The following is a 26,597-nucleotide window of genomic DNA, read 5'->3' as shown; positions in this document are numbered from 1 at the left end:
TGCATTTATGAATATTTAACTATCTTTATGAAATTAATAATTAATATAATGCAAGGAACAGTAAAATTTTTCAATGAAAGCAAAGGCTTCGGATTCATTATACCAGCAGATGGTAGCAGCGAAGTATTTGTACACGCCTCAGGCCTAATTGACACTATTCGTGAAAACGATAGCGTTACCTACGAAGTAGAGCAAGGCAAAAAAGGTTTAAATGCGGTAAATGTTAAAGTAAGCTAATAAACTATACTTATAATATCGTGTGAAAACATCCGTCAAGTACTTGGCGGATGTTTTTTTTTGAATAAAAATGTGATAACAATCACTATCTATTAAGCCTATAGGTCAATATTATTTTCTATTTAATTCATTACATTTGCAACAAACGCTGCTTATAGTAGTTATACTTACTTATTAAACTAAATACAGATGCATTTTTTTGAAGAGAAACGTAAAGAGGTGATGAGCCACATTGAGAAATTTATGTTGGAAAAGATGACCGAGTATTTAAAACCTATAGATACCATTTGGCAGCCGTCAGACTTTTTGCCTGATTCTTCAAAAGATACTTTTCATAATGATATTAAGGATATGCAGGAAAGCGCACAGGGTTTATCATACGACCTTGTTGCGGTTTTAATTGGCGATACCATTACCGAGGAAGCATTACCTACTTACGAATCATGGTTAACCATGGTTGAGGGTGTATCAAGAAACGAAGAAGGTGGATGGATGAAATGGACCAGGCAATGGACAGCCGAGGAAAACCGTCATGGCGACCTGCTTAACAAATACCTATATCTATCTGGCCGTGTAAATATGCGTATGATGGAAGTATCAACCCAGTATTTAATTGCCGATGGTTTTGATATTGGTACCGGCCATGACCCATACCGTAACTTTATATATACCTCTTTCCAGGAATTGGCAACTAATGTATCGCACCGCAGGGTGGCATCGTTAGCTAAAAAGGATGGTGATAACTTGTTATCAAAAATGTGTGGTGTTATCGCGTCAGACGAGATGCGCCACGCAAAAGCCTACAAATACTTTATAGAGAAAATTTTTGAAGTTGATCCTAACGAAGCTATGTTGGCTTTTGAGGACATGATGCGCAAAAAAATTGTAATGCCTGCACACTTTTTACGCGAGGTGGGCCTAAAAATAGGCCAAACTTTTGGGCATTTTACCGATGCGGCACAACGCCTTGGAGTTTATACTGCTATTGATTACGTAGATATATTAAAGGAACTGATAGAAGATTGGCATATTGGCAATATGGGCGGCCTTAACGAGTCGGGCGAGAAAGCGCGCGATTATATAATGGCGCTGCCTAACCGTTTATTACGTGTTGCCGAAAGGATGCAAAACCCGTCATTGGAATATAAATTCAGTTGGATACACGGGTAAGCAATAATCTGTCTAAAAATTTAAAGCCCCTTAAATTTAAGGGGCTTTTTTATTGGTTAAAACATTTGTTAATGTATCGCTTCTGCTTTATATATTTGTTTTGAACCAGTTATAATGTTTCCTGAACGCTATACACCAATGAGAAAGACTTTATTTACATTATTGATCCTTATTGCGGTCATAACGCAAGGCAGCGCTCAAAGCCGTAACGTGATGACATTTGATGCCGGCTGGACTTTTAATCGGGGTGATGTTAAAGGAGCAGAAGAACCTTCATTTAATGATAAGGACTGGCGGACAGTAACCGCGCCTCACGATTGGAGTATAGAAGACCTGCCCGGCCAATCGGATACCATTATAGGGCCCTTTTACAGAAAAAGTATTGGTGGCACTGCTACAGGTTATACTATTGGCGGAACAGGCTGGTATCGTAAGGGCTTTAATTTGAATAACACTGCCGGTAAAAAAGTAGCTATCTACTTTGATGGTGTGTACATGAACAGTGATGTTTGGGTAAACGGACAGCATTTGGGTAATCACCCCTATGGTTATAGCCCGTTTTTTTATGATATAACGCCGTATGTATCATCTGCTAAAAAAAATGTGATTGCAGTGCGCGTACGTAATGAGGGCAAAACCTCCCGCTGGTACAGTGGGTCGGGTATTTACAGGCATGTAAAATTGATCATTACCGATGATACCCACATTGACCAATGGGGCATAACTATAACTACTCCCCGTGTGACTACAAAATCTGCCACAGTAAATGTTCAAACCAATTTGGTTGCCAACATTGGTAATACGCCAATTAAAGTGTCAACTACCATATTGGATGCTAAAAACCGTGTGGTAGCCAAAACAGAAAAAACGGTTACAGGTAATAGTACAGGCCAAAATATTACTATCAATTCGCCTATGTTGTGGTCGCCTTCTTCTCCTTATCTATATCGTGCAGTTTCTGAAGTTAAAAAAGGGAATAAAGTTATTGACCATGTAACTAATACATTTGGTATAAGATCGATTGAATTTAGTGCCGAAAAAGGTTTCCTGTTAAACGGCAAAAAAACGTTGTTAAAAGGCGGATGCGTACATAATGATAATGGTCCGCTTGGAGGGTCTACCGTTGACCGTGCCGAGGAACGTAAGGTTGAACTACTTAAAAAGAATGGCTTTAATGCTGTGCGCACATCGCACAACCCGCCATCAGAACAGTTTTTAGACGCTTGCGATAGATTGGGTCTTGTTGTTATTGACGAAGCCTTTGATATGTGGGAGCGGCAAAAAAATGCGCAGGATTACCATTTGTATTTTAATGACTGGTGGAAAAAAGATTTGGATGCCATAATTAACCGCGACCGTAACCATCCTTCAATAGTTTTCTGGAGCATTGGCAATGAAATTAATGAACGTGTTGAACCATCAGGCTTAGCTATAGAAAGAAAATTAATTGACGAGGTAAAACGGTTAGATAAAACACGCCCGGTAACTGAAGCTATTTGCAGCTTTTATGATCATCCAGGCTTTAAGTGGGATACTACTGCTGCAGCTTTTGCCATGCTTGATGTAGGCTCATATAATTATATGCGCAAGGAATATGAATCGGACCATGTAAAACATCCTGACAGGATAATGATGGGTACAGAATCATACCCGCGCGAGGCGTTGACCAACTGGGACCTGGTAGAGAAACACCCTTATGTTATAGGCGATTTTGTATGGACCGCGATGGATTACCTGGGCGAGACAGGGCTTGGCCATACCAGTTTACAGGCAAGGTCGCCACAGTTGATGCCATACCCATGGTTTAACGGATGGTGTGGTGATATTGACCTGATAGGCGATAAAAAGCCACAGATGTATTACCGCGATGTGGTTTGGCGCAATAGCAAAATGAACGTGTTGGTACATTCGCCAATACCTGCCGGTAGTAAAGAAACGGTGAGTCAATGGGGCTGGCCCGATGAACTGCCCTATTATAATTTGCCTGGTAGTGAAGGAAAAATTATAACTGTAAATGTATATACGCGCTATCCCGAAGTGCGCCTTGAACTTAACGGTAAAGTAATTGGCCAGAAAAAGGTAACAGCAGATAACCTGACCGCAAACTTTGAGTTGGAGTATCAACCGGGTACATTAAAAGCAGTTGCTTTAGATGACAATGGTAAAGTTGCAGACACCCAAATACTGACCACACCCGGTAAAGCCTATAAAATCAGATTAACTGCGGATCGCAGTAGCATAAAAAAAAGCACTAATGACCTTAGTTATATAACTGCCGAGATTGTTGATGAGCAGGGCCGTTTGGTGAGCGATGCTAACGCTACACTGCAATTTGATGTTACCGGCGATGGCGAAATTACCGCTGTTGCCAGCGCCGACCCTAAGGATATGCAAAGTTTTAAAAAGCCCGAACACCGTACATTCAGGGGCAAATGCCTGGTAGTGATCAGGCCGAACGGAAAAGCTGGACAGGTTGTTTTGCAAGCGCGTGGCGATGGATTAAAGGCTGACAAGATAGCGATCAATATAAAATAACTATTTAACTATGTTGCGTACCTACGGCATGCGTTGTTATTTTGTATATTTTCTACAAAGGTTTTGTACCTACGGCACATGATCAGGGTGTTTTAATAAAAACTGATGCCCCATCGGGGCTACCTATTTGTAGAAAAAGTAAAGTTTTGTTCCAGCTCCCTAGGTGCTGCCCACTGCTACGGTTTGTCAAAGTTGCTTTTGCCACATCATTGCTACATATTATTTGAATACCAACACTTTGTGTATCTTTATGCTATGCCCGCAAGGGCGCAACCAATAACCAATTATGAAAAAATGGATGTTAAGCTTATATGCTATCGTGATAGCCGTAGGCGCCGTAAGCTTTATAGCTGCCAAAAAGCAAACAGTTATTAGTGCATCAACCGAAATAAAACCCATAGCAAATGTTACGCGTGTAAAATTTGCGGGTTGTAGTACCGCAAAAACACCTGTGGGTAAAATATTATGCGCGGTGCAGGATTTTGAGGCAACCTTAACGCCCGAGCAACTGGCCGCAGTACAATTCAAATACGAAAAAGAAAGTGCTATAAAATGGTCAAACCTGCCTTGTGTGGATGCTTGCCATATTGGACTTAAATTTAGTTCGCTTACGGATAAGCAACGTGCCGCTGCGTTGGCTTTAGTAGCCATTGCTTCCGGTAAAACCGCAAATGAGGGCTTTAGCGAAATAACTCAAATTATGGCTGCTGATGATATCATGAAAACTACGCCTGCTGCTGCCCGTAATTCTTATTCATCGGGTAATTATTACATAGCGTTTTTAGGCATACCAAGTGCCACTGATACCTGGCAATTACAGTTTGGAGGGCACCATTTAGCGGTCAATCAAACGTATAACGGTGGAAAAGTAACCGGTTCAACCCCTTATTTTGAAGGAGTAGAACCGCAATCATTCGTATCAGAAGGAAAAACATTAACTCCGATAGGAGACGAGCAAATTGCTATTGCGGCAATGATAGGTGGGTTAGACACCGCGCAATTAACTGCAGCTAAATTACCCAGAAGGTTTAATGATGTAATAATGGGTCCGCGTGCTAATGGGCAGTTCCCTGATACCAAAGTGGGTTTACCCGTTAGTTCATTAAACGCTAAGCAAAAAACGTTAATAATGAACGCCATTAAACGCTGGGTTTTGGATGTAGATGATGTAACAGCAGCAGATATTATAGCCGCTTATACTAAAGAATTAAATAATACCTACATAGCCTTTTCGGGCTCAGGCAAATTTGACCGGCCTGCCGATTATGCGCGTATTGACGGCCCGGGCATCTGGCTGGAGTTTGCCTGCCAGGCAGCTGTTGTTGGTACCGGGCAAGTACACTACCATACTGTATGGCGCGACCATAAAAAAGATTACGGCAATAACTTTACTTTCTAAAATTAATGCCTCATCGTTCTAAAAAAATTAATAGCCGTTTCATGTTGTATGGGCGGCTGTTTTTTTTGTTCCTGATTTTTGTTTTTGCTGATATTTCAAGGGTAGAAGCGCACCCTATGCCTAATACCCTAATTTTATTGGATATCAGATCTGATAAGGTTTCTGCAGAAATACAACTGCCATTAAATGAACTGGAATTGGCTTTTGGGCATGATGTCAATCGTAATTCAAATAATTTAATAAAAAGGCTTGGTCCGCAACTCACAGCATATCTATTAGAGCATATAAAAATATTTGCGCCAGACGGAAAGCCTTGGGTGGTAGCTATAGACAATATGATAGTACAGCCCGTACAGGAAAGCGCAAGCGGCCCATACCAGGAATTAACAGTGCATATAAGTATGGTGCCTCCGGTAAATGCTAATACTCGACAGTTTAATTTAAATTATGATGCTATCATCCACCAGGTGGTGTCGCATTATGCGCTGGTATCTGTCAGACAGGATTGGGATAACGGTTTAAACCCGGAGCATCCTTACGAAGTTGGCGTTATTGGCCTGGATGTAAAAAGTAATACTATACCACCATTAGCTATTAATATACAAGAGGGCGGTTTATGGCGGGGATTTACCAGCATGGTGGATTTGGGGGTTGAACATATTGCTGCGGGCACCGACCATTTGCTATTCCTGCTTGCCTTATTATTACCCGCGCCGCTTTTAGTTAATCGCAAGCGCTGGGCCGAAGCGGGAACCACCCGTTACAGTTTGGTCCGTATCATCAAAATTGTAACAGCTTTTACTATCGGGCATTCTATTACTTTATTATTGGGTGCTACGGGTATAACTGATTTTCCGGCGCAGCCGATTGAGGTATTAATAGCGGTAAGTATTTTGATTTCAGCCATACATGCCATTAAACCCATTTTCCCCGGCAGGGAAATGTTTATTGCAGCAGGTTTTGGGTTAATACACGGGATGGCTTTTGCCACCACCTTAGTTGATTTGAATTTAGATGCCGGGCGAATGGCGCTAAGTATATTTGGCTTTAACCTGGGGATTGAGTTAATGCAGTTATTGGTAGTTGCGGTAACTATTCCGTGGTTAATTATTTTGAGCAGGTCGATCGCTATTTACACTTATGTGCGTATAGTAGGCGCGGTATTAGCGGGTGTTGCAGCGATAGGATGGATAGCTGAACGCGTCACCTCAAAGCCCAATATGATAAGTGCATTTGTACTTGATGCTGCCGATTATACCAAATGGATCGTTTTGGTATTGGTCGTTTTGGCGTTTTTGACTTTAGTGTCGAAAAAGATATCCCGCAAAGCGGCGGTGTAAGCATTATCCCTCTGTCACCAAATCAACTCCGCGGATATCATCGGTCAGGTCCTCAAACAAGCTATTTAATATCGACTCTATGGTTAGCGAGTTTACATCATCTACATAATGTTCATTGCGGGTTATGTAAAGTTCAGATCCTTTTGGTTCCAGTTTAAATAAAACGCCCTCGTACATTTGCGGTTGTGCTATTTCAACCGCGTTGCCATTTTTTTCAATGGTCAGATCAAAGTCTACCTGTCGCTGCTCGCGGAATAGGGTATTCAAACGGTTACGCAAATGCTGTAGCAATTCGTCGGGTATGATGGGGGTATGCAGGGTTATAACTTTCATAATTAAATTACAAATGGCAGTTGGTTTTGTTTACTTTGATATAACCCGCCATATTGTTTTCCGCCTAAAGACTTGCTATTTTTAGCCATGCTTAAAAAAGACCGTTACCGCCACTTTGTTGAATATTTTTCAAAGCAGCAGCCTAACGCCGTTACCGAGTTAAATTATGGGTCTCCGTTTGAATTACTGATAGCGGTTATCCTATCGGCACAATGTACCGATAAGCGCATCAACCAAATTACCCCGGCACTTTTTGAGCGCTTCCCAACTCCCGAGAGTTTGGCGGCATCTACCCCCGAAGAAGTTTTTACCTATATACGCAGTGTGAGCTACCCAAACAATAAAGCCAAACATTTGGTGGGTATGGCGCAGATACTGGTTAATGTTTTTAACGGCGAAGTGCCGTCAGATATCAACGACCTGCAAAAAATGCCCGGCGTGGGCCGTAAAACCGCCAATGTAATTGCATCGGTAGTGTTTGATGCACCGGCCATAGCTGTAGATACGCACGTGTTTAGGGTAGCAAACCGAATTGGGTTAACCAATAACGCACGTACTCCGCTGGCGGTTGAAAAACAATTAGTACAGCACCTGCCCCAAGATACCCTCGCTATTGCCCACCATTGGCTCATATTACATGGCCGATACATTTGTGTGGCCCGCAGCCCTAAGTGCGAGATTTGCCCGCTTACCTGGTTTTGCCGCTACTATGAGCAGGCTAATACAGAAACGGCTTTGCTGAAAGCTGAAGCCGCAAAAATTAAAAAAGCTAAAGATGCCAAAAAGAAAAAGGCATTGAATAACATCAGTAAAGAACTGAAAAAGAGGAGTGTGGATAAGAATATTTGATTGTTGTTAACTACTTGATTATCTTCAATTGTCATTTCGAGTTTAGCGAGAAATCTATACACATGTACTTCTAGAATATGTATAAATCTCTCACTGCCGTTCGAGATGACAATGGGAATCAAAAATAAATTGCTAAAAAAATTAGTAATTATAAAAACTATATTTATATTTGTTGTAAGATATTTTTAAGATGAGCAACGCAGAAAAATTAAAGGCACTACAACTTACACTGGATAAGTTGGAAAAATCATACGGAAAAGGTACCATCATGAAGTTGGGCGATTCTGTAATTGAACAAACCGAAGTTATATCAACCGGGTCATTAGGGTTGGATATTGCCCTGGGTGTTGGTGGTTTGCCTAAAGGACGTGTTATTGAAATATATGGCCCGGAATCATCAGGTAAAACTACTTTGGCTATTCATGCCATTGCCGAGTCGCAAAAGAAAGGTGGCATTGCCGCATTTATTGATGCCGAGCACGCGTTCGATCGTTTTTACGCCAAAAAATTAGGCGTTGATGTAGAGAACCTTTTGATATCACAACCTGATAATGGAGAGCAGGCTTTAGAGATCGCTGATAACCTGATCCGTTCAGGCGCTATTGATATATTGGTTATTGACTCGGTTGCGGCATTAGTGCCAAAGGCAGAGATAGAAGGCGAAATGGGCGATTCAAAAATGGGATTACACGCCCGTTTAATGTCGCAGGCCTTGCGTAAGCTAACCGGTACTATTAGCAAAACAGGTTGTTGCTGTATATTTATTAATCAGCTGCGCGATAAAATTGGTGTTATGTTTGGTAACCCCGAAACTACTACCGGTGGTAATGCCTTGAAGTTTTACGCCTCGGTACGTTTAGATGTGCGCCGTATATCACAAATAAAAGATACCGACGAAGTATCAGGTAACCGTGTAAAGGTTAAGATCGTTAAAAATAAAGTGGCCCCGCCGTTCCGTATTGCCGAGTTTGACATTATGTTTGGCGAAGGTATTTCAAAAGCAGGCGAGATCATTGACCTGGGTGTTGAACACAACATCATTAAAAAAGCAGGATCATGGTTTAGCTATGGCGATACCCGTTTGGGCCAGGGTCGCGATGCGGTTAAACAATTAATTTTGGATAACCCGGAATTAATGGACGAACTGGAAGCCAAGATAAAAGAAAACGTTACCGGCGAGCATTTAGCCGAAGTTGAAGAATAGAAAGTTAAGTTAATTGATTATATAGTAAAAAGGCTCACCAATTTGGTGAGCCTTTTTTATTATAAAAGCGTCATTGCGAGGAACGAAGCAATCTCTTCAAATGCAAATCAAAAGAAAAATGTTGTTTGAATTTACGTTAAGAAAAGCATCCTCTGTCCTATGTAGAGATTGCCACGCTAGCGCTCGCAATGACGTAGTGGTGATAAGGATGTAAAAAGAAAGCCCTGCATAAATGCAAGGCTTTCTTTGTTTTAAGCTTATGTCAATTACGACATCTTCAGCTTCTTCTGAATATCGGCAACATAGCCTTTGAATTTTTTATCGGTATCAATGAGGTCCTCAACAGTTTGGCAGGCATATATCACGGTAGAGTGATCACGGCCGCCAAAGAAATGGCCTATTGATTTTAATGAGCTTTTGGTATGTGCCTTGGCCAGGTACATAGATATTTGACGGGCCTGTACAATCTCGCGTTTGCGGGTTTGTGATTTTACCATTTCAATAGGTACTTCAAAATATTCGCAAACCAGGTTTTGAATATATTCCATTGAAATTTCTTTTGAAGAATTTTTTACAAAATTCTTCAGCATTTGCTTAGCCAGGTTAAGATCGATCTCCTTACGGTTTAAGGTTGACTGTGCCAATAATGAAACCATGGCACCTTCCAGCTCACGTACGTTATTATCAATGTTGTGCGCAACATACTCAATAACATCGTCACCAAGGTCTATACCATCCTGGTAAGTTTTATTTTTAAGGATAGCCATCCTGGTTTCCAGATCAGGTATTTGCAGATCGGCAGAAAGGCCCCATTTAAATCGTGATAGTAAACGCTCCTCTAAACCGGCCAGATCCTTTGGCGCTTTATCAGAGGTAATGATCAACTGCTTACCAGACTGGTGCAGGTGATTGAAGATATGGAAAAAGAAATCCTGTGTTTTTTCTTTACCGGCAAAGTTGTGCACATCATCCATGATCAGCACATCAATAGCCTGGTAAAAATTCACAAAATCATTAATATTATTATGCTTTAACGCGTCAACAAACTGTTGGGTAAATTTCTCGCATGATACATATAGTACCAGCTTATCAGGTAATGAACGTTTGATTTCGTTACCAATGGCTTGTGCCAGGTGGGTTTTACCTAAGCCTACGCCACCATATATCATTAACGGGTTAAATGACGTGCCACCGGGTTTAGCAGCAACAGCATATCCTGCCGAGCGGGCTAAACGGTTACAATCACCTTCTACAAAGTTTTCAAAAGTATAGTTACGGTTAAGCTGTGGATCAACAATCAGCTTTTTAAGGCCGGGAATTACAAACGGGTTCTTAATATCCTTATTTATTGAAATAGGGATAGGCATTGACTGATTTTTTGACTCAGCGCCGTTTCCGTTTGAAGGCATATTAGTAGTGTATGGTTTGCTGGATGCTTGTTCAACAACAATGTTGTATTCTAAACGTCCGTCATCGCCCAATTGTTTCTTTATGGTTTTACGTAATAGGCCAACATAATGTTCTTCCAGCCATTCGTAAAAAAATAAACTTGGCACTTGTATCGTCAAAACGCTTCCTTCCATGCGCAATGCTTTTATTGGTTCAAACCAGGTTTTAAAGCTTTGTGCAGGGATATTGTCTTTTATGATTTGAAGGCAGCTATTCCAAACGGTAGTACAAGTTTTTTCCATATATTATTTTAATAGTATCTTGATTTACAAGCCCCAAAGAAGCATTTTTTGGGGCTGCTACGGAACATCGAATATTCAGAAAAAAAGCGAATTAAAAAATTAATTTTTCACTTTTTCTGAAAATATATTTCATCAAAAAAACACGTAAAGTTTATATAAATTCAATGTAAAATATTATATTTCGCATGAAGATGTGCCAATATTGCTTTTTTAATACGTAGAGGCATTTTTATTGCCTTTAATACTCGCTGATATAAGCCAGTAAATATTTTTCCTGAATTTTTAAAAAGACCGCATCTATATTAATTTATGGATATTTATAAATAATATAGCATACCCGGTACAAAATGTAGCATCAGGGGGTAGGGTATCAATATTAAAAATCGAATGAATTTTTACCATATTTATAATAATTGTCATCATTTACTACAACTGTTATTATGCAGCGGAACAGGTAGCATCCTGTTTTAAAGCTTCAAACGCTCTGATTCTGCCCAAATCCCAATTTAACTGATGAGATATTAAAATATTTGCTCCAGGTCCTTCCTGATAAGGGTGGTGCCCATATCATAAGGGTTATCATTTAACTTGCTTAAATGGGCCAAAATAGTTTTGCTTAACTCTAAACCCGTTGCGGTTTCGGGCAAGGCTTTAATCGCGTTGGTAGTAATACTTAACGTATCGTCTTTTAATCGTCTTACCACATCCCAGGCGGTATGGCTCACATAAATTTGTTGTGAAATATTATGCTGAAACTCATTACGTATCTCGGCAACTATCAGGCTATGTAATTCGGCTGCCGTATAATCGGGTCCATTTAAACGAATAAGCATATTGGCCGGGTTAATGCGCTCAATAAATAATACAATACGTTCATACGCCTGCAACTTTAATGGCAAAGTTTGGCTGCTTATAGCTTTTTTATAATCTAGCATCTGCAAGCTTTCTGACCTATCCAGGTAAGGCTTAAATAGATAAAACGCTATATATACTACGCCAATGCCTGCAATGGTGTATTTTAAAATATCTAATAAATAATCAAGGTTCATAGTTTCAGAATGTTAAACAGAGGTCATAAATAGTTGCCTCTGAACAAAAATCCGCATTTTACCTTATATTTGTGTAGTTAATTAAAAATAAGATGAGCACTGTTATTGATACGGCACCTGCACCGGTAACCTTTACAGAAGGAGCGGTTAAAGAATTGTTTAAATTAAGAGATCAGCAAGAGTTAAGTGATGATTTTGGTTTGCGCATTGGCGTTGAAGGCGGCGGCTGCTCGGGCATGAGTTATGTGCTGGGTTTTGATCAAAAGAAAGATGGCGATCAGGAGTTTTTAATAAACGGCTTGAGGGTATTTATGCACAAAGCGCATGGCTTGTATTTAATGGGAATGGAGATCAATTTCCAGGATGGGTTAAATGCACGCGGGTTTACTTTTAACAATCCTAATGCGGCCAGTACCTGCGGTTGCGGTACTTCATTTTCGGTATAACTAAACAGTTTGATAAACTATATAAGCCTCCCTTTGGAGGCTTTTTTGTTGTAGTGGTTTGACAATATATTGTACTTGTAACAAACCGGTAGGGTTTTTAGTCTTACCTTTAAAGTTTTATTATATTTATACATGCCTATAAATACCACCTTAAAAGAGAATGTCTCTATCGCCTTACAATCATTAGGGGGAAATAAACTGCGCACTTCGCTTACAGCATTAATTATTGCTATTGGTATTATGGCTTTAGTAGGCATTTTAACAGCTATTGAAGGCATCAAGCAATCAACAAACGAAGCTTTTTCAAGCCTGGGGGCAAACTCATTTAATATACAAAACCGGGGCACCGGTATAAACTTTGGCAATGGCGGCCGTCGTAAAGTATACCCGCCAATACGGTATGACCAAGCCGCGCGGTTTAAAGAGAAATTTAAGCTACCGGCTTTAATATCTATAAATTTAAGGGTGTCAGGTACCGCAGTTGCCAAATATGCCAGCGAAAAAACCAATCCAAATATTACTATATCGGGCAGTAATGAAAATTACGTGGTTACCAATGGGTACAAAATAGCGCTTGGCCGTAATTTTTCTGCTTCCGAATTGGAACATGGTGCCGGGGTAGTAATTATAGGCAATGAAATTAAAACCAAACTATTTAAAAACCAGGATCCTATTAATAAATCGATATTTATAGGAAATAATAAATACAATATAATAGGTGTATTTGCTCCAAAAGGCTCAAGTGCCGGTGCCGGAGACAGGTTTTGTTTAATACCCATACTTAAAGCCAAACAAATTGCTACCACCTCAAATCCATCCTTTGCTATTACCGTAATGGTAGGGGGCGCCAATATATTAGATGCCAGTGTCGGCGAAGCGACAGCTTTAATGAGAAACATACGTGGTTTACCAATTGGCAAGGATGATAATTTTGAAATTACCCGAAGTGATTCTGCACAGCAGCAATTGGCAGAGCTATCAACCAATATTACAATTGCCGGATTTGCTATAGGGGCCATTACCCTTATTGGCGCCGCTATAGGGTTAATGAATATTATGCTGGTATCAGTTACCGAGCGTACCCGCGAAATTGGTATACGTAAAGCTATTGGTGCTACACCTACCGTTATACGGCGCCAATTTTTAATTGAGGCTATTGTAATATGCTTAATAGGCGGGGTTAGTGGTATTATTTTAGGTATGGCTATTGGTAATTTGATTGCTGTACAAATTAGCGGGCAATTTATAGTACCGTGGCTATGGTTATTTGGTGCTATTGTGTTATGTACAGGTATTGGGCTGGCATCAGGATTTTATCCCGCAAAAAAGGCATCGAAGCTTGATCCGGTGGAGGCGTTGAGATACGAGTAGATTTTTGATGTGCAGATATGCGGATGAAATTTATTAGAGATCGAATTTAGCTATCTGCACATTATTTCAGCATAATATTCTTCAACGGATATTCGCCGCTAAGCAATTTCTCCATATAAGGTGTTTTTAACGCATCGCGAAAAGCCGCCGCATGTTTTAAGTGGTGCATATCGCTTGAGATAAAATCAACCAGGCTTTCATCTATCATCGCTTCAGCCTTTTTTTTAATGGAATTGCCATAGTAGCCTGTTAAAGCTATGGTATTCATTTGTATGCTGCAACCCCAGCTACGCACATCGGCAATAGCTTCCAAATTCATATAGCCATACCTTTCAGGATGGGCCAGTATGGGTTTATATTCGCCCCACTCTATCATTTTTTGAATCACCGTAAAAGCATTAGGCGGTGGGCTCATAAAAGGGTATTCAAAAAGTGCGTAATTATCGCCCATGGTCATTAAACTGCGTTTATTGATCATAGGTTCAAAGGTTTCATCAAAGTAATGTTCGGCAGCAGCTTCTACTACAATATCAATTCCCTGCTTTTTTAATTCGGCCCTCAATATTTCTAATGATGCATTAATGGTTTCGGGAGTGTTTTTATAAAAATCAGCCATTATATGAGGTGTGGCAATTATCTTTTTAATGCCCAGTGCCATCATGCTTCTTATTAATGCAATGGAATCTGCGGGGGTTTTTGCACCATCGTCTATCCCCGGTAAAATATGCGAATGCATATCAACCACTAGTGAACTATAATTAAGTGCCGGTTTGGAAGGCTCTCCTTTAAAAAAAGAAAGTATTTTATCGATCATTATATTGTTTTGTATAATACTCCTGGTAATGGCCCGATGTTACATCATTTAACCATTCTTCATTAGCCAGGTACCAGTCTACCGTTTTTTCTAACCCTTGTTCAAATGTTATGCTTGGTACCCAACCCAACTCGTTTTGCAGTTTGGATGAATCAATAGCATAACGCAGGTCATGGCCGGCCCTATCAGTAACATAGGTTATTAATTTGGCCGATTCGCCTTCCGGCCGGTTTAATTTTTTATCTAATATAGTACACAATAATTTAATTAGATCAATATTTTTCCATTCGTTATGGCCACCGATGTTATAAGTTGTGCCGGCTTTAGCTTTATGAAATATCAGGTCAATGGCACGTGCATGATCCTCTACCCATAACCAATCACGAATATTTTCACCCTTTCCGTATACGGGAACCGGCTTATTTTGTTGTATATTATGTATAGCTAATGGAATTAATTTTTCAGGAAAATGATAGGAACCATAGTTATTTGAACAGTTTGAAATTACGGTATCCATGCCATAAGTATCCTGGTATGCCCTTACAAAATGATCAGAACTAGCTTTTGATGCCGAGTAAGGAGAATGAGGATCATAGGCAGTTGTTTCTGTAAACATACCATCCTCGCCTAATGAACCATAAACCTCGTCTGTTGATACATGATAAAACCGGGTTTTATCATATTTCCCCTTCCAATTGGCGCGGGCTGCATTTAATAAATTTACCGTTCCTACCACATTGGTCATTACAAATTCCAGCGGATTGGTTATGGAACGGTCAACGTGCGATTCAGCCGCCAAATGTATCACGGCATCAGGCTGCTCATCAGCAAAAAGCCGGTTTATAAAAGCCATATCAACAATGTCGCCCTTTATAAATTTATAGTTTGGAGCGTCTTCAATATCTTTTAAATTAGCCAGGTTACCTGCATAGGTCAATTTATCTAAATTTATAATATCGTATTCGGGATAGTGTCGTACAAAACGGCGCACTACATGCGATCCTATAAACCCTGCTCCACCGGTAATTATTATTTTTTTCATTGTTATTACAACGGATTTTCGGCAATATATTTTTCCCATGCCCAGGCGGAGGCCATCATGGTATTTATATCTAATTCTGTTTGCCAGTTCAATTTATTTTTTGATTTGGTTACATCGCCCCAAATTTTTTCTATATCTCCTGCCCGGCGCGGGCCTATTTCATAATTTAATTTAACGCCCGTTGTTTGCTCAAAAGCATTAATAATTTCCAGTACTGAATTTGCATTGCCGGTGCCAATGTTAAAAACATCATACCCTGTAAAATTATCATTAGCCATTAACTTAAACGCGGCTACATGTGCTTTGGCCAGGTCAACCACGTGAATATAATCGCGCAGGCAACTACCATCGGGCGTGTTATAATCATTACCAAATACAGTTATTTTTTCGCGTTTTCCAATGGCTGTTTGTGTAATAAAAGGCACCAGGTTTTGTGGTACGCCAATAGGTAATTCGCCAATTAAAGCAGATTTATGCGCGCCAACGGGATTAAAATATCTTAGCGATATTATTTTGTATTTACTGCCTGCTGCAATAATATCTTTCAATACCTCTTCGGCAATTTGTTTGGTGTTGCCATAAGGTGATTCTGCAGGTTTAACCGGCGCGCTTTCTGTTACCGGTAAAACATCGGGTTGCCCATAAACCGTACAGCTTGATGAAAAAACCAGGTTAACGGCCTTGCCTTCATAGGCACTTAAAATATTAAATAAGGAGTAAAAGTTATTGCGATAATATTTTAATGGCTGCTGTACCGATTCGCCTACGGCTTTAAATGCAGCGAAATGAATAATGCCCGCAATATCCGACTCGTTGGCCGCAAAATCTTTTACTGCTTGTTCAACAGAAAGGTCAAGCTGGTAAAAAGGAGGGGTGTAGCCTATAATTTTAGTAAGCTGGTCTAATATTTTAGGGTGTGAGTTTGATAGGTCATCAACAATAATTGGCTCATAACCTGCATTTACCAGTTCAACTACGGTGTGCGAACCAATAAAACCTAAACCCCCGGTTACTAATATTTTAGCCATTAATGTTTATTATAATAGGTAAAGTCTTTATGCTGAATTTCTTTTTCGGGCAATGATTTAAAATACTCGTAAGTGATTTTTAAACCTTCGCTGCGCGATATTTTGGGCTCCCAACCCAAAATTGCTTTAGCTTTGGTAATATCCGGACGGCGTTGCTTCGGATCATCAGTAGGCAATGGCAAGCTTATCAATTGCTGATCGGTGCCTGTTAACTTGATGATCTCTTCGCCAAACTGCCGAATGGTGATCTCGTCAGGATTGCCAATATTCATTGGTTGGGTATAATCACTATGTAGTAATCTATAAATACCTTCTATCAAATCATCTACATAACAAAACGAGCGCGTTTGTGAACCATCTCCAAACATCGTTAATGATTCGCCACGTAAGGCCTGGCCAATAAATGCCGGTAGTACGCGGCCATCATTTAACCTCATGCGTGGTCCATAAGTGTTAAATATGCGCACTATACGGGTTTCCAGGCCATGAAAAGTGTGGTAAGCCATAGTTATAGCTTCCTGGAAACGTTTAGCTTCATCATACACCCCACGTGGGCCAACAGGGTTAACGTTGCCCCAGTACTCTTCTGGTTGCGGGTTAACATTTGGGTCGCCATAAACTTCAGAGGTAGAGGCTATAAGCATCCTGGCATTCTTTGAACGCGCTAATCCTAATAAATTATGTGTACCTAATGAGCCTACTTTTAAGGTTTGGATAGGTATTTTTAAATAGTCTATAGGGCTGGCCGGTGATGCAAAGTGCAGTATATAATTTAACTCGCCTGGTACATACACAAACTTGGAAACATCATGATTATAAAACTCAAAATTTTCCAGTTTAAATAAATGTTCAATATTGCGCAGGTCGCCGGTTATCAGGTTATCCATTCCAATTACATGGTAATCTTCTTTAATAAACCTGTCGCATAAATGCGATCCTAAAAATCCGGCAGCACCGGTTATCAATATACGTTTACGCGCCATTAGTTTACCAGTTTCCTTCCAATACTATTGTAGTAGTAGCCGCAATCTATCATTTTTTCCAGGTCGTATAAATTACGCCCATCAAAAATCACCTTAGCTTTTAATAACTGTTCCATCTGATCAAAATCAGGGGTCCTGAATACCGACCATTCTGTTAATATCAATAAAGCATCAGCCTCTTTTAGCGCTTCATACTGATTAGCAGCATAAGCAATTTTATCGCCAAAAACACCTTTAACATTATTAATTGCCTCAGGGTCAAACACAGTAATAGTTGCCCCTGCAGCTAATAAATCTTCAATGATGTATAAAGCGGGAGCTTCGCGTATATCATCAGTTTCGGGCTTAAAGGCTAATCCCCATACAGCAAACTTTTTACCTTTAATATCTCCTTTATAATATTTTTTTACTTTTTCAACCAGTACTTTTTTCTGAATATAGTTTACATCCATTACTGCATTTAGTATCTTAAAGTCATAGCTGTAATCGCCAGCCGATCTGGCCAATGCCTGTACATCCTTTGGAAAACAACTACCGCCGTAACCAATGCCAGAGAATAAGAAACGCTTGCCGATACGCTCATCGGCACCAATACCACGCCTTACCATATCTACATCGGCATCAACCAGTTCGCAAAGGTTGGCTATTTCGTTCATGAAAGATATTTTGGTAGCTAAAAATGAATTAGCCGCGTATTTAGTTAGTTCAGACGAGCGTTGATCCATATAAATAATTGGATTACCCTGGCGCACATAAGGCGCATATAATTCGCCCATAAGTTTACGGGCTCTTTCGTCAAGCGTTCCTACCACAATACGGTCCGGTTTCATAAAATCATCTACCGCTACGCCTTCACGTAAAAACTCAGGGTTTGATACTACGGCAAATTCAACATTGGTATGCTCATTAAGCACGGCAGTTATCTTATCAGCAGTACCTACCGGCACGGTTGATTTGGTTACTATAACCTTATATTCGGTTATTATCTTGGCAATATCCTTTGCGGCACCTAAAACATAGCTCATGTCGGCGGCACCATCACCACCCGGCGGGGTAGGCAATGCCAGGAATATGATCTTGGCATCCGTAATCGCATCTGCCAGTTTACTGGTAAAATGCAATCTGCCCTGATCAATATTTCGATGAAAAAGTAATTCAAGCCCTGGCTCATAAATTGGCAATTGGCCATCCTGCATCATTTTTACCTTTTGTTCATTAATATCAACACAGGTAACCTGATTGCCGGTTTCGGCTAAACAAGTTCCGGTAACCAAACCCACATATCCTGTTCCAACAACGGCAATCTTCATAAATAATTTATATAATTATTGTTACTACTTTTATAGCGACGAAGATAATAATAATTTATATCCCAAATGCTGTTACTATACAATGCCGGCGTAACTCTATACTATCTGGCAATATATATCGCTTCTTTTTTTAACAGCAAAGCAAGGTTATGGATAAATGGCCGGAAAATAGCAATAACGCCCGTTAACGGTAAAAGTATTTGGTTCCACTTTGCATCGTTGGGCGAGTTTGAGCAGGGCCGCCCGGTTTTAGAGCAAATGCGGCAGTTGCACCCATCGTTAAAAATTGTAATTACTTTTTTTTCTCCTTCGGGATACGAGATCAGGAAAAGCACTCCATTAGCTGACTATGTTTATTATTTGCCATTGGATACTGCTAAAAATGCCCACCGGTTTATAGCAACCATAAACCCAACTATGGCCATATTTACCAAGTATGAGTATTGGTATCATTTTTTTAATGAACTAAATCAGCGAAGCATCCCTTTATATATCATATCAGGCATATTCAGGCCGCGGCAGGTGTTTTTTAAATGGTATGGCAGCCTGCACCGCAAAATGTTAACCTATGTTTCGCATTTTTTTGTGCAGGATGAAGAATCAAAACAACTGCTTTACAATATTGGCATAACCAACATAACTATTAGCGGCGATACCCGGTTTGACCGTGTATGGGCCAATGCACAGCAGCCAAAACAACTACCGGAAATTGAAACCTTCACCAATGGCCAAAAAACATTTATTGCCGGCAGTACCTGGCCCGAGGATGAAAAACTGCTTGCCGAATTGGTTAAAGATCACACCGACTGGAAATTTATTTTTGCACCACATGAAATAAGTGAGACCAAAATAAATGAACTGATTGATTTGCTGCCTGAAAATTCAGCTATTAGATATTCCCAACTATCATCTCAAATCTCAAATCTCACTTCTCATGTCTTGATTATCGACAACATTGGCATGCTGTCCTCATTATACCAATATGGACATATTGCTTATATTGGGGGTGGGTTTGGTGCAGGCATACATAATACTTTAGAGGCTGCGGCGTTTGGGTTACCGGTAATATTTGGCCCCAATTATGCTAAATTTAGAGAGGCTAAGGATATCATAACTATAAAAGCCGGCTTTAGTATAAGCAATGCAACAGAACTAAAATGTGCTGTTGATGCCCTGGTACATGATGAAAAGCTTTATGCCTATGCCAGTAAGCAAATAAAAGTATATGTACAGCAGCATGTGGGGGCTACTGCTGCTATTATTAATTTTTGCAATGACTTATCCCAGGAATAATAAGTTTCTTCGCTGGTTTTTTGGCCGGTATATTAAACGGCTTATCAGGCATAATTTTCACGCTGTAAATTTTAACAGGATTGAAGTAGACCCACAAAAATCAGTACTGCTGTTGGCCAATCATTTTAGTTGGTGGGACGGGTTTATACTCTACTATCTTAATGCCAAATTGTTAAAGAAGAAATTTCATATTATGGTTTTAGAAGAAACCATGCAGCAAGTTAAATTTTTTAAATACCTGGGGGCATTTTCTGTCATTAAAAACTCGCGCACAGTAATGCAGACATTGACTTACGCCGCACAACTTTTAAATGACCCCCAAAGTTTGGTGGTGATATTTCCGCAAGGCAAATTGTACTCTAATTTTATTACCAAAGTAAATTTTGAAAAAGGGGTGATAAAGATCATAAAACAGGCAGATAATAAATTTCAATTGGTAACAGGAGTTACTTTTATTGAGAATTTTGAGCATCAAAAACCCCGTGTCAACATTTATTTACAAAACATACCTCATACTAAATTTGAAAATATAACCGAATTAAATGATATTTATCAGCAGCATTATAATGCCGCGCACCAACAACAAACCCAAATAGTTTTATAAGTGATCATTATATTATCCATCATATTCTTTTTTATTATACTTCGCTTCACGGTAACGCTGTTTAACTTTATATCAAACCCAAAGCTTCATCGTATAGCCAGGCAATACACCGATAAGGTTTCTCTATTAATTCCGGCGCGCGATGAAGGCGATAGCATTTTAACGCTCCTGCAATCTATCCATCAACAGGATTATCCTTATTATGAAGTTATTGTTTTAGACGATGGCTCATCAGACAATACCTACCAGCTATGCGCTGATTTTGCCAAAGAACATTCCAAATTTAAAGTAATAAAAGGCGATGACCTGCCTGCAGGCTGGCTGGGGAAAAACTTTGCCTGCTACCAGTTGGCCCAACAGGCTAAAGGCGATTTTTTTTTATTTTTAGATGCTGATGAAAAAGTGCACAATGGGCTAATTAATAGTGCCGTGCATCGGATGTACTTGCGCAATCTAAGCTTGTTAAGCCTTTTTGCCAACCAGGAAATGCAAACTGCAGGAGAAAAATTGGTAGTGCCTTTAATGCATTATATCCTATTAAACCTATTGCCGCTTCAACTGGTGTACTTAGTCAAACAATCATCTGTAGCAGCCGCCAGCGGGCAATTTATGTTGTTTGACGGGGAAAACTATCTGGAAAACCAGTGGCATGAACAAGTTAAACATAAGATAGTGGAGGATGTGGAGATCATGAAGGCAGTAAAGGGTTCGGGCTATAACGGCGAAGCGCTATTGGCCAATGGCATGGTAAGCTGCCGTATGTATAAAAATTATAGCGAGGCGGTAAATGGGTTTGGTAAAAACTTTTTGGCCGCGTTTAATTATAATGTTATAGGTTTTTTGATATATATTTTGCTGGTTATATCAGGCCCTATGCTGGTAATAATGACATTTGATTTTCAATTGATATTTTTTATGATTGGGTTAATAATTCTTACCCGTATTATGATATCTTTATCATCGATGCAAAATGCATTATATAATGTATTTTTGCATCCGGTACAAATGTTTAGCTTAACATTAATTGCATTTACAGCTATACAAAAACACCTAACCAAAACCACTATATGGAAAGGACGAAAGATATAAACGCAAATCCACGCATTCGTAAAGCGATTTTATTTGTTTTTCTGTTTCATTTAATAGGACTAATAGGCTTTTATAGCCCATTGTTACAACCCTTGTTTTACCAGTTGGTTCCCTGGCATTTATTAGTAATGTTGGTTATTATTGGTTATTCGCACCGTACTATGAACCAGGATTTTTGGGTTTTTGCCGGTATGATGTTTATTATTGGCTTTGCCGTCGAATGGGTGGGGGTGCATAAAGGCTGGTTATTTGGCAGCTATACTTACGGCGAAACTTTAGGCACAAAATTAGACGGCATTCCTTTAACTATTGGTGTTGTTTGGTTCCTGTTAATATATAGCACCGGTGTTTTGATGCAGTATAGCCGTATTAAATATGTGCTTATCCGTGTTATATTAGGAGCGGGAATCTTAGTAGCACTGGATAAACTGATAGAACCCATAGCGGTTAGGTTTGATTACTGGCACTGGGCTAAAAATATCATCCCCGATAAAAATTACATCTGCTGGTTTTTCCTTAGTGTTTTCATGCTGTTCATATTTGAAATTTTCAGATTCAAAAAGCAAAGCATAGTAGGTATTGTATTACTGGCCGCACAATTTATGTTTTTTGCCGCGCTGCATTTGTTGAAATAACCAACCTTTAGGTTATTTGTCTGTTATTCATCTTTTTGCTGTAAATTTGTAGTTGAAATGGGAGAAAAGCGGTTACAGGTTACTATTGACAAGGATTCGGGCTTTTGCTTCGGAGTAGTATATGCTATTGATATGGCCGAAGAGATATTAGCGGATGATGGCTACCTGTATTGCCTGGGCGATATTGTGCATAACGATGAGGAGGTAGAGCGATTAAAAGCCAAAGGCCTGCGTATCATTGAGCATGAGGCGTTGAAAACGTTAAAAAACGAAAAGGTATTAATACGTGCCCATGGCGAAGCCCCCGAAACTTATCGTACTGCGTTAGAAAATAACATCACTTTAATAGATGCTTCATGCCCGGTGGTATTAAAACTACAAAACCGGATAAAGACATCTTTCGACAAAAAGGAAAAAATATTAATATTCGGTAAACACGGTCACGCTGAGGTGATTGGCTTACAGGGGCAAACCAATGGTGAGGCTATCGTTTTTCAGGACCTAGCCGAGCTAGATAATGTGGAGTTGCCACATAATATTACACTTTACAGCCAGACCACCAAAAGCATGGAGAAGTTTTATGGTGTAAAGGATGAACTAATAGCCCGTGGCTATGAACTGGATGCTAATGACACTATTTGCCGCCAGGTATCAAACCGGGATAAGGACTTGCCTGAGTTTGCCCGTCGCTTTGATAAAATAGTATTTGTATCAGGCATTAAATCATCTAACGGGAAAGTTTTATTTGAGGTTTGCCGCAAGCATAACCCCAATACCTATTTTATTTCTTCGCCCGGCGAATTAAAGCCCGAAATGTTTTCACCGGGCGATACCGTAGGTATAGCAGGTGCCACATCTACCCCCATGTGGCTAATGGAAAATGTAAAAGCCGAGCTGGAAAAATATTAGCAGCACGGTATTTGCTATATAAAGCCGTGATCATGCAAAAAAGAGTATCCCCTATCGGCTTATTAATTGCCCTAATTGTATTGGGTTGCTGGGTTACATCAACCATTTTGTTGATGCAATGGCAATTTGACTATACAAATCCGTTGGTTTATTTAATGGTATTGGTACAAATGCATTTGTATACCGGGTTATTTATTACCGCGCACGATGCCATGCACGGCACCATATCATCCAATAGATTTATAAATAATTTTGTAGGTCAGGTGTGCACGTTTTTTTACGCCTTGTTTTGGTATCCTAAACTATATACCAAACACCATCAGCACCACAACCATGTACATAGTGCTGAAGATCCTGATTATCATGAAGGAGGCTTTTGGAGCTGGTATGTCAGGTTTATACGCAACTATCTTTCTATATGGCAGGTAGTAGCAATGGCCGTATTGTTTAATGTTTTAAAATTATGGCTGCCGCAGGCTAACCTGCTGTTGTTTTGGGTAGCCCCATCGTTACTAAGTACGCTGCAATTATTTTATTTCGGCACCTATCTGCCACATAAAGGCGAGCATGATAATCTGCACCATTCGCGCAGTCAAAGCAAAAACCATATAATAGCCTTTTTTAGCTGTTACTTTTTTGGCTATCACTATGAGCACCATGATTCGCCCGGTACACCTTGGTGGCTGTTGTGGAAGAAGGCTTAACCATGATTCGCATGATTTAAGGATTCTCCGATTACCTATCCGGTCATGGCAATCATCAAGTCCTAAAGATCATGGTTCAGACAAATAATCTAATTTTTATGTAATAAGTATTTCCCCTTTAGGGCATTAGCTGGTTTTATATTACTTTTGCGCCCTATATTATGGCAAAAAAAGGTGTTTTATTAGTCAACTTAGGTACACCGGATAGCCCGCAAACGGCTGATGTACGCAAGTATTTGAACGAGTTTTTAATGGATGGGCGGGTTATTGATGTTAACCCGGTATTACGCACCCTTTTGGTCAAGGGGATAATTGTTCCTTTCCGAGCGCCCAAATCGGCTAAATTGTATCAAAAAATATGGAGCGATGAAACAGGGTCGCCACTATTGCACTACAGCAAGTTACAACACCAGGCATTGCAACAACGTTTGGGCAATGAGTACCAGGTAGAGCTGGCCATGCGCTATCAAAGCCCGTCTATCGAATCGGCATTGCAGCGTTTAAAGGATGCATTGGTAAGCGAGATCAAAGTTATCCCTTTGTTTCCGCAATATGCCTCGGCCAGTACAGGCTCGGTTTACGAAAAGGTGATGGTTTTGGTTAAAGAATGGCAAACCCCGCCAAATATCTCTTTTATCAATTCGTTTCATGACAACGATTTGATGATACAAACTTTTGCTGATAACGCTAAAAAGTATCAGCCCGAAACTTATGACCATATATTATTCAGCTTTCACGGCTTGCCGCAAAGGCAGTTAATTAAATGCGATCATACTAACAGCTATTGCCTAAAAGTTGATGGCTGCTGTAATACACTGAATGATACCAACAAATTTTGCTACTCGGCACAATCATACGATACCGCAAGCTTGATTGCCGAAAAGCTGGATATCCCTAAAGAAAAATATACAGTTTGCTTTCAATCGCGTTTAGGTAACGACCCCTGGGTACAGCCCTATACCAGCGAAATTATAGCCAAAATGGCCCACGAGGGTAAAAAACGCCTGCTGGTATTTTGCCCTGCATTTGTAGCAGATTGTTTAGAAACTGTTTATGAAGTAACGGAAGAATACGGTGCCGAGTTCCGCGAATTAGGCGGCGAGCATGTTCAATTGGTAGAAAGTTTGAACGATTCGCCCATGTTTATAGATGCTTTAGAAGGATTGGTTAGAAATTAACAGAAGATATAAAACATAAAAAAGCCGGGGTAATTGCTTACTCCGGCTTTTTTGTAGCTCGTTACTTAACGCAGACTTTTAGAGTGGTCCAAAATAGCGTGTATGGTTTGCAGTTGTGGTTTTTTCGTTAAAGAATCCAATTCTGCCCGGAGAGAATGATAAAATATCAAGTCGTCTCCTTCCAAATTTTGTACAACATCTGGTTTCATCACTTCGTTTGGGTTAGTGAGCTCATTTTTTGTAGAGGTTTCACCCATAAGCTTTTTCAGTTAATTTGTAAAGTAATAACGCACACTAATTTAGAATATTTTATTAAACTAAAAATAATTTCAAATTATTTATTAAGAAATTTATTTTAAGTAAAAACTAAATTTTTAAGTGACGATAACCTTTAAGTTAACAGTTGTAAAAGCTAATTCTTCAAACTCAGTTCTTTGCTTTGCATCATTTTACGCAGGTTATTTAGGGCGTAACGCATGCGGCCCAGTGCGGTGTTAATGCTTACACCGGTAATATCTGCAATGTCTTTAAAGCTCATGTCGCCAAAGTGGCGCATTAGCAATACTTCTTTTTGCTCGGATGGTAATTTCTGGATAAGTATTTTAAGGTCTTTATGGGTTTGTTCCCTTACCAGGCGGTCCTCCATGCTTTCATCATAGTTACCCAGCACTTCAAAAATATCAAAATCGTCGCCGTTATTGATCATCGGCGCACGTTTTTCGCGGCGGAAATGGTCAATCACCAAATTGTGTGCAATACGGCTAACCCAGGGTAAAAACTTGCCCTCCTCGTTATACTTTTTTGCTTTAAGGGTATTAATTACTTTAATAAAAGTATCCTGAAAAATATCTTCGGCCAGGTCTTCATCCTTTACCAACAGGTATATAGAAGTGTAAATTTTTGACTGGTAACGGCGGAGTAACTCCACAAGCCCGCCCTCATTACCGTTGATGTATAGATGGATTAGATCCTGATCACTTTGCAATTGAAAATCCATAGAAACTACTTGTTAATATTTGTGTTAGTACAATATTTATTTTAAAGTAGAGTTTTATCTATAGTCTGTCTCCTTATTGGGTTTATAATTGTTATAACTCAAATTAAGCGAATTTTAAGCGAATAACCAAATTCTGTTATCCCTTTTAGCTTGTCCTATGCCTAAATTTAACTTATTTTAACATTTTGAGTGTTAAAACATTTAAAGGTTTAATCAGCGCTGCGTCAGTGTAATGTAACCTCTTGAATTATTGGTAAAAACCAACTGCCTAAATGTAAAACTCATTTGGATAAGGCTAAATATTTTAGGATTTTTGCATTTTGGAACGGTTCATGGTTGATAGATCATAGTTCATGGCAAAATTTGCTATTACTATGAACCATGATC

Annotated in this window: 25 protein-coding genes; 16 read left to right on the top strand and 9 right to left on the bottom strand. The window is 39.7% G+C overall.

Going from position 1 to position 26,597, the window contains the following annotated elements:
* The first annotated feature begins 45 nt into the window (after positions 1-45).
* The 5 genes from ACYVJ6_RS14300 (at position 46) to ACYVJ6_RS14280 (ending at position 6,681) form a co-directional block, all read left to right on the top strand.
* The gene (locus ACYVJ6_RS14300) at positions 46-237 is read left to right on the top strand and encodes a cold-shock protein (protein ID WP_460694861.1); all 192 of its coding nucleotides are present in this window, start codon (positions 46-48) and stop codon (positions 235-237) included.
* Positions 238-426: 189 nt separating this feature from the next.
* A complete protein-coding gene (locus ACYVJ6_RS14295; RefSeq protein ID WP_460694771.1) occupies positions 427-1,407 on the top strand; it encodes an acyl-ACP desaturase in 981 nt (326 codons plus the stop codon).
* Between the two features lie 138 nt (positions 1,408-1,545).
* Entirely contained in the window at positions 1,546-3,942 is a 2,397-nt protein-coding gene (locus ACYVJ6_RS14290) for a glycoside hydrolase family 2 TIM barrel-domain containing protein (RefSeq protein WP_460694770.1), read from the top strand.
* A 286-nt stretch (positions 3,943-4,228) separates the two neighbouring features.
* Complete coding sequence (locus tag ACYVJ6_RS14285) at positions 4,229-5,341, top strand: DUF3500 domain-containing protein (protein WP_460694769.1); 1,113 nt, start codon at positions 4,229-4,231, stop codon at positions 5,339-5,341.
* 5 nt (positions 5,342-5,346) lie between these two features.
* Complete coding sequence (locus ACYVJ6_RS14280) at positions 5,347-6,681, top strand: HupE/UreJ family protein (RefSeq protein ID WP_460694768.1); 1,335 nt, start codon at positions 5,347-5,349, stop codon at positions 6,679-6,681.
* 3 nt (positions 6,682-6,684) lie between these two features.
* Here ACYVJ6_RS14280 and ACYVJ6_RS14275 read toward each other — a convergent pair whose 3' ends face one another.
* The gene (locus tag ACYVJ6_RS14275; protein ID WP_460694767.1) at positions 6,685-7,014 is read right to left on the bottom strand and encodes a hypothetical protein; all 330 of its coding nucleotides are present in this window, start codon (positions 7,012-7,014) and stop codon (positions 6,685-6,687) included.
* 87 nt (positions 7,015-7,101) lie between these two features.
* Between ACYVJ6_RS14275 and nth the strand changes: the two genes are divergently transcribed.
* Both nth and recA read left to right on the top strand, forming a co-directional pair.
* Positions 7,102-7,863: an endonuclease III gene (gene nth / locus ACYVJ6_RS14270; protein ID WP_460694766.1), complete on the top strand. Its 762-nt coding sequence runs from the start codon at positions 7,102-7,104 to the stop codon at positions 7,861-7,863.
* Positions 7,864-8,053: 190 nt separating this feature from the next.
* Complete coding sequence (gene recA / locus ACYVJ6_RS14265) at positions 8,054-9,067, top strand: recombinase RecA (protein WP_460694765.1); 1,014 nt, start codon at positions 8,054-8,056, stop codon at positions 9,065-9,067.
* Between the two features lie 266 nt (positions 9,068-9,333).
* On the opposite strand, the gene dnaA is transcribed toward recA, so the two are convergent.
* The gene (gene dnaA, locus ACYVJ6_RS14260) at positions 9,334-10,758 is read right to left on the bottom strand and encodes a chromosomal replication initiator protein DnaA (protein ID WP_460694764.1); all 1,425 of its coding nucleotides are present in this window, start codon (positions 10,756-10,758) and stop codon (positions 9,334-9,336) included.
* Between the two features lie 521 nt (positions 10,759-11,279).
* Complete coding sequence (locus ACYVJ6_RS14255) at positions 11,280-11,807, bottom strand: DUF7935 family protein (RefSeq protein ID WP_460694763.1); 528 nt, start codon at positions 11,805-11,807, stop codon at positions 11,280-11,282.
* Positions 11,808-11,899: 92 nt separating this feature from the next.
* Here ACYVJ6_RS14255 and ACYVJ6_RS14250 point away from each other — a divergent pair, with 92 nt between their 5' ends.
* On the top strand, positions 11,900-12,253 hold the full coding sequence (locus ACYVJ6_RS14250; RefSeq protein WP_460694762.1) for a HesB/IscA family protein: 354 nt from the start codon (positions 11,900-11,902) through the stop codon (positions 12,251-12,253).
* 132 nt (positions 12,254-12,385) lie between these two features.
* Positions 12,386-13,624, top strand: coding sequence for an ABC transporter permease (locus ACYVJ6_RS14245; RefSeq protein WP_460694761.1), 1,239 nt, complete (start codon positions 12,386-12,388; stop codon positions 13,622-13,624).
* A 61-nt stretch (positions 13,625-13,685) separates the two neighbouring features.
* On the opposite strand, the gene ACYVJ6_RS14240 is transcribed toward ACYVJ6_RS14245, so the two are convergent.
* The 5 genes from ACYVJ6_RS14240 to ACYVJ6_RS14220 are packed head-to-tail and all read right to left on the bottom strand — an operon-like array spanning position 13,686 to position 18,801.
* Positions 13,686-14,438, bottom strand: a complete 753-nt coding sequence (locus ACYVJ6_RS14240; RefSeq protein WP_460694760.1) for a tyrosine-protein phosphatase — start codon at positions 14,436-14,438, stop codon at positions 13,686-13,688.
* Positions 14,428-15,480 carry a dTDP-glucose 4,6-dehydratase gene (gene rfbB, locus ACYVJ6_RS14235; protein ID WP_460694759.1) on the bottom strand — a complete coding sequence of 351 codons (1,053 nt, stop codon included), beginning with the start codon at positions 15,478-15,480 and terminating at the stop codon, positions 14,428-14,430. Before rfbB ends, ACYVJ6_RS14240 begins: the two co-directional genes overlap by 11 nt.
* A 5-nt stretch (positions 15,481-15,485) precedes the next feature.
* Positions 15,486-16,508 (bottom strand): UDP-glucose 4-epimerase GalE, encoded by a 1,023-nt coding sequence (gene galE / locus ACYVJ6_RS14230; RefSeq protein WP_460694758.1) that lies wholly within the window; start codon positions 16,506-16,508, stop codon positions 15,486-15,488.
* Positions 16,508-17,491, bottom strand: a complete 984-nt coding sequence (locus ACYVJ6_RS14225) for a UDP-glucuronic acid decarboxylase family protein (RefSeq protein WP_460694757.1) — start codon at positions 17,489-17,491, stop codon at positions 16,508-16,510. The genes galE and ACYVJ6_RS14225 overlap by 1 nt, the downstream gene beginning before the upstream one ends.
* On the bottom strand, positions 17,491-18,801 hold the full coding sequence (locus ACYVJ6_RS14220; protein WP_460694756.1) for a UDP-glucose dehydrogenase family protein: 1,311 nt from the start codon (positions 18,799-18,801) through the stop codon (positions 17,491-17,493). Before ACYVJ6_RS14220 ends, ACYVJ6_RS14225 begins: the two co-directional genes overlap by 1 nt.
* A gap of 66 nt (positions 18,802-18,867) precedes the next feature.
* Here ACYVJ6_RS14220 and ACYVJ6_RS14215 point away from each other — a divergent pair, with 66 nt between their 5' ends.
* From ACYVJ6_RS14215 to hemH, 7 genes are all read left to right on the top strand, one after another.
* Positions 18,868-20,094, top strand: a complete 1,227-nt coding sequence (locus tag ACYVJ6_RS14215; RefSeq protein ID WP_460694755.1) for a 3-deoxy-D-manno-octulosonic acid transferase — start codon at positions 18,868-18,870, stop codon at positions 20,092-20,094.
* The gene (locus ACYVJ6_RS14210) at positions 20,075-20,698 is read left to right on the top strand and encodes a lysophospholipid acyltransferase family protein (protein ID WP_460694754.1); all 624 of its coding nucleotides are present in this window, start codon (positions 20,075-20,077) and stop codon (positions 20,696-20,698) included. The genes ACYVJ6_RS14215 and ACYVJ6_RS14210 overlap by 20 nt, the downstream gene beginning before the upstream one ends.
* Positions 20,699-21,787 carry a glycosyltransferase family 2 protein gene (locus ACYVJ6_RS14205; protein WP_460694753.1) on the top strand — a complete coding sequence of 363 codons (1,089 nt, stop codon included), beginning with the start codon at positions 20,699-20,701 and terminating at the stop codon, positions 21,785-21,787.
* Positions 21,766-22,422: a carotenoid biosynthesis protein gene (locus ACYVJ6_RS14200; protein WP_460694752.1), complete on the top strand. Its 657-nt coding sequence runs from the start codon at positions 21,766-21,768 to the stop codon at positions 22,420-22,422. The genes ACYVJ6_RS14205 and ACYVJ6_RS14200 overlap by 22 nt, the downstream gene beginning before the upstream one ends.
* Before the next feature lie 57 nt (positions 22,423-22,479).
* A complete protein-coding gene (locus tag ACYVJ6_RS14195) occupies positions 22,480-23,331 on the top strand; it encodes a 4-hydroxy-3-methylbut-2-enyl diphosphate reductase (RefSeq protein ID WP_460694751.1) in 852 nt (283 codons plus the stop codon).
* A gap of 32 nt (positions 23,332-23,363) precedes the next feature.
* A complete protein-coding gene (locus ACYVJ6_RS14190) occupies positions 23,364-24,035 on the top strand; it encodes a fatty acid desaturase (RefSeq protein ID WP_460694750.1) in 672 nt (223 codons plus the stop codon).
* Positions 24,036-24,196: 161 nt separating this feature from the next.
* Positions 24,197-25,213 (top strand): ferrochelatase, encoded by a 1,017-nt coding sequence (gene hemH, locus ACYVJ6_RS14185; protein ID WP_460694749.1) that lies wholly within the window; start codon positions 24,197-24,199, stop codon positions 25,211-25,213.
* A 412-nt stretch (positions 25,214-25,625) separates the two neighbouring features.
* On the opposite strand, the gene ACYVJ6_RS14180 is transcribed toward hemH, so the two are convergent.
* Positions 25,626-26,210 carry an RNA polymerase sigma factor gene (locus ACYVJ6_RS14180; protein WP_460694748.1) on the bottom strand — a complete coding sequence of 195 codons (585 nt, stop codon included), beginning with the start codon at positions 26,208-26,210 and terminating at the stop codon, positions 25,626-25,628.
* Positions 26,211-26,597: the final 387 nt, after the last annotated feature.

The sequence above is a fragment of the Mucilaginibacter puniceus genome (genome assembly GCF_054783175.1).
Note: the sequence above shows the minus strand (reverse complement) of the source record. Positions and strands in the feature narration are given on the sequence as shown.

Coding starts and splice junctions, on each gene's coding strand:
- ACYVJ6_RS14295 (WP_460694771.1), top strand. CDS start 427: ATGCATTTTTTTGAAGAGAAACGTAAAGAGGTGATGAGCCACATTGAG.
- ACYVJ6_RS14290 (WP_460694770.1), top strand. CDS start 1,546: ATGAGAAAGACTTTATTTACATTATTGATCCTTATTGCGGTCATAACG.
- ACYVJ6_RS14285 (WP_460694769.1), top strand. CDS start 4,229: ATGAAAAAATGGATGTTAAGCTTATATGCTATCGTGATAGCCGTAGGC.
- ACYVJ6_RS14280 (WP_460694768.1), top strand. CDS start 5,347: ATGCCTCATCGTTCTAAAAAAATTAATAGCCGTTTCATGTTGTATGGG.
- ACYVJ6_RS14275 (WP_460694767.1), bottom strand. CDS start 7,014: ATGAAAGTTATAACCCTGCATACCCCCATCATACCCGACGAATTGCTA.
- nth (WP_460694766.1), top strand. CDS start 7,102: ATGCTTAAAAAAGACCGTTACCGCCACTTTGTTGAATATTTTTCAAAG.
- recA (WP_460694765.1), top strand. CDS start 8,054: ATGAGCAACGCAGAAAAATTAAAGGCACTACAACTTACACTGGATAAG.
- dnaA (WP_460694764.1), bottom strand. CDS start 10,758: ATGGAAAAAACTTGTACTACCGTTTGGAATAGCTGCCTTCAAATCATA.
- ACYVJ6_RS14255 (WP_460694763.1), bottom strand. CDS start 11,807: ATGAACCTTGATTATTTATTAGATATTTTAAAATACACCATTGCAGGC.
- ACYVJ6_RS14250 (WP_460694762.1), top strand. CDS start 11,900: ATGAGCACTGTTATTGATACGGCACCTGCACCGGTAACCTTTACAGAA.
- ACYVJ6_RS14245 (WP_460694761.1), top strand. CDS start 12,386: ATGCCTATAAATACCACCTTAAAAGAGAATGTCTCTATCGCCTTACAA.
- ACYVJ6_RS14240 (WP_460694760.1), bottom strand. CDS start 14,438: ATGATCGATAAAATACTTTCTTTTTTTAAAGGAGAGCCTTCCAAACCG.
- rfbB (WP_460694759.1), bottom strand. CDS start 15,480: ATGAAAAAAATAATAATTACCGGTGGAGCAGGGTTTATAGGATCGCAT.
- galE (WP_460694758.1), bottom strand. CDS start 16,508: ATGGCTAAAATATTAGTAACCGGGGGTTTAGGTTTTATTGGTTCGCAC.
- ACYVJ6_RS14225 (WP_460694757.1), bottom strand. CDS start 17,491: ATGGCGCGTAAACGTATATTGATAACCGGTGCTGCCGGATTTTTAGGA.
- ACYVJ6_RS14220 (WP_460694756.1), bottom strand. CDS start 18,801: ATGAAGATTGCCGTTGTTGGAACAGGATATGTGGGTTTGGTTACCGGA.
- ACYVJ6_RS14215 (WP_460694755.1), top strand. CDS start 18,868: ATGCTGTTACTATACAATGCCGGCGTAACTCTATACTATCTGGCAATA.
- ACYVJ6_RS14210 (WP_460694754.1), top strand. CDS start 20,075: ATGACTTATCCCAGGAATAATAAGTTTCTTCGCTGGTTTTTTGGCCGG.
- ACYVJ6_RS14200 (WP_460694752.1), top strand. CDS start 21,766: ATGGAAAGGACGAAAGATATAAACGCAAATCCACGCATTCGTAAAGCG.
- ACYVJ6_RS14195 (WP_460694751.1), top strand. CDS start 22,480: ATGGGAGAAAAGCGGTTACAGGTTACTATTGACAAGGATTCGGGCTTT.
- ACYVJ6_RS14190 (WP_460694750.1), top strand. CDS start 23,364: ATGCAAAAAAGAGTATCCCCTATCGGCTTATTAATTGCCCTAATTGTA.
- hemH (WP_460694749.1), top strand. CDS start 24,197: ATGGCAAAAAAAGGTGTTTTATTAGTCAACTTAGGTACACCGGATAGC.
- ACYVJ6_RS14180 (WP_460694748.1), bottom strand. CDS start 26,210: ATGGATTTTCAATTGCAAAGTGATCAGGATCTAATCCATCTATACATC.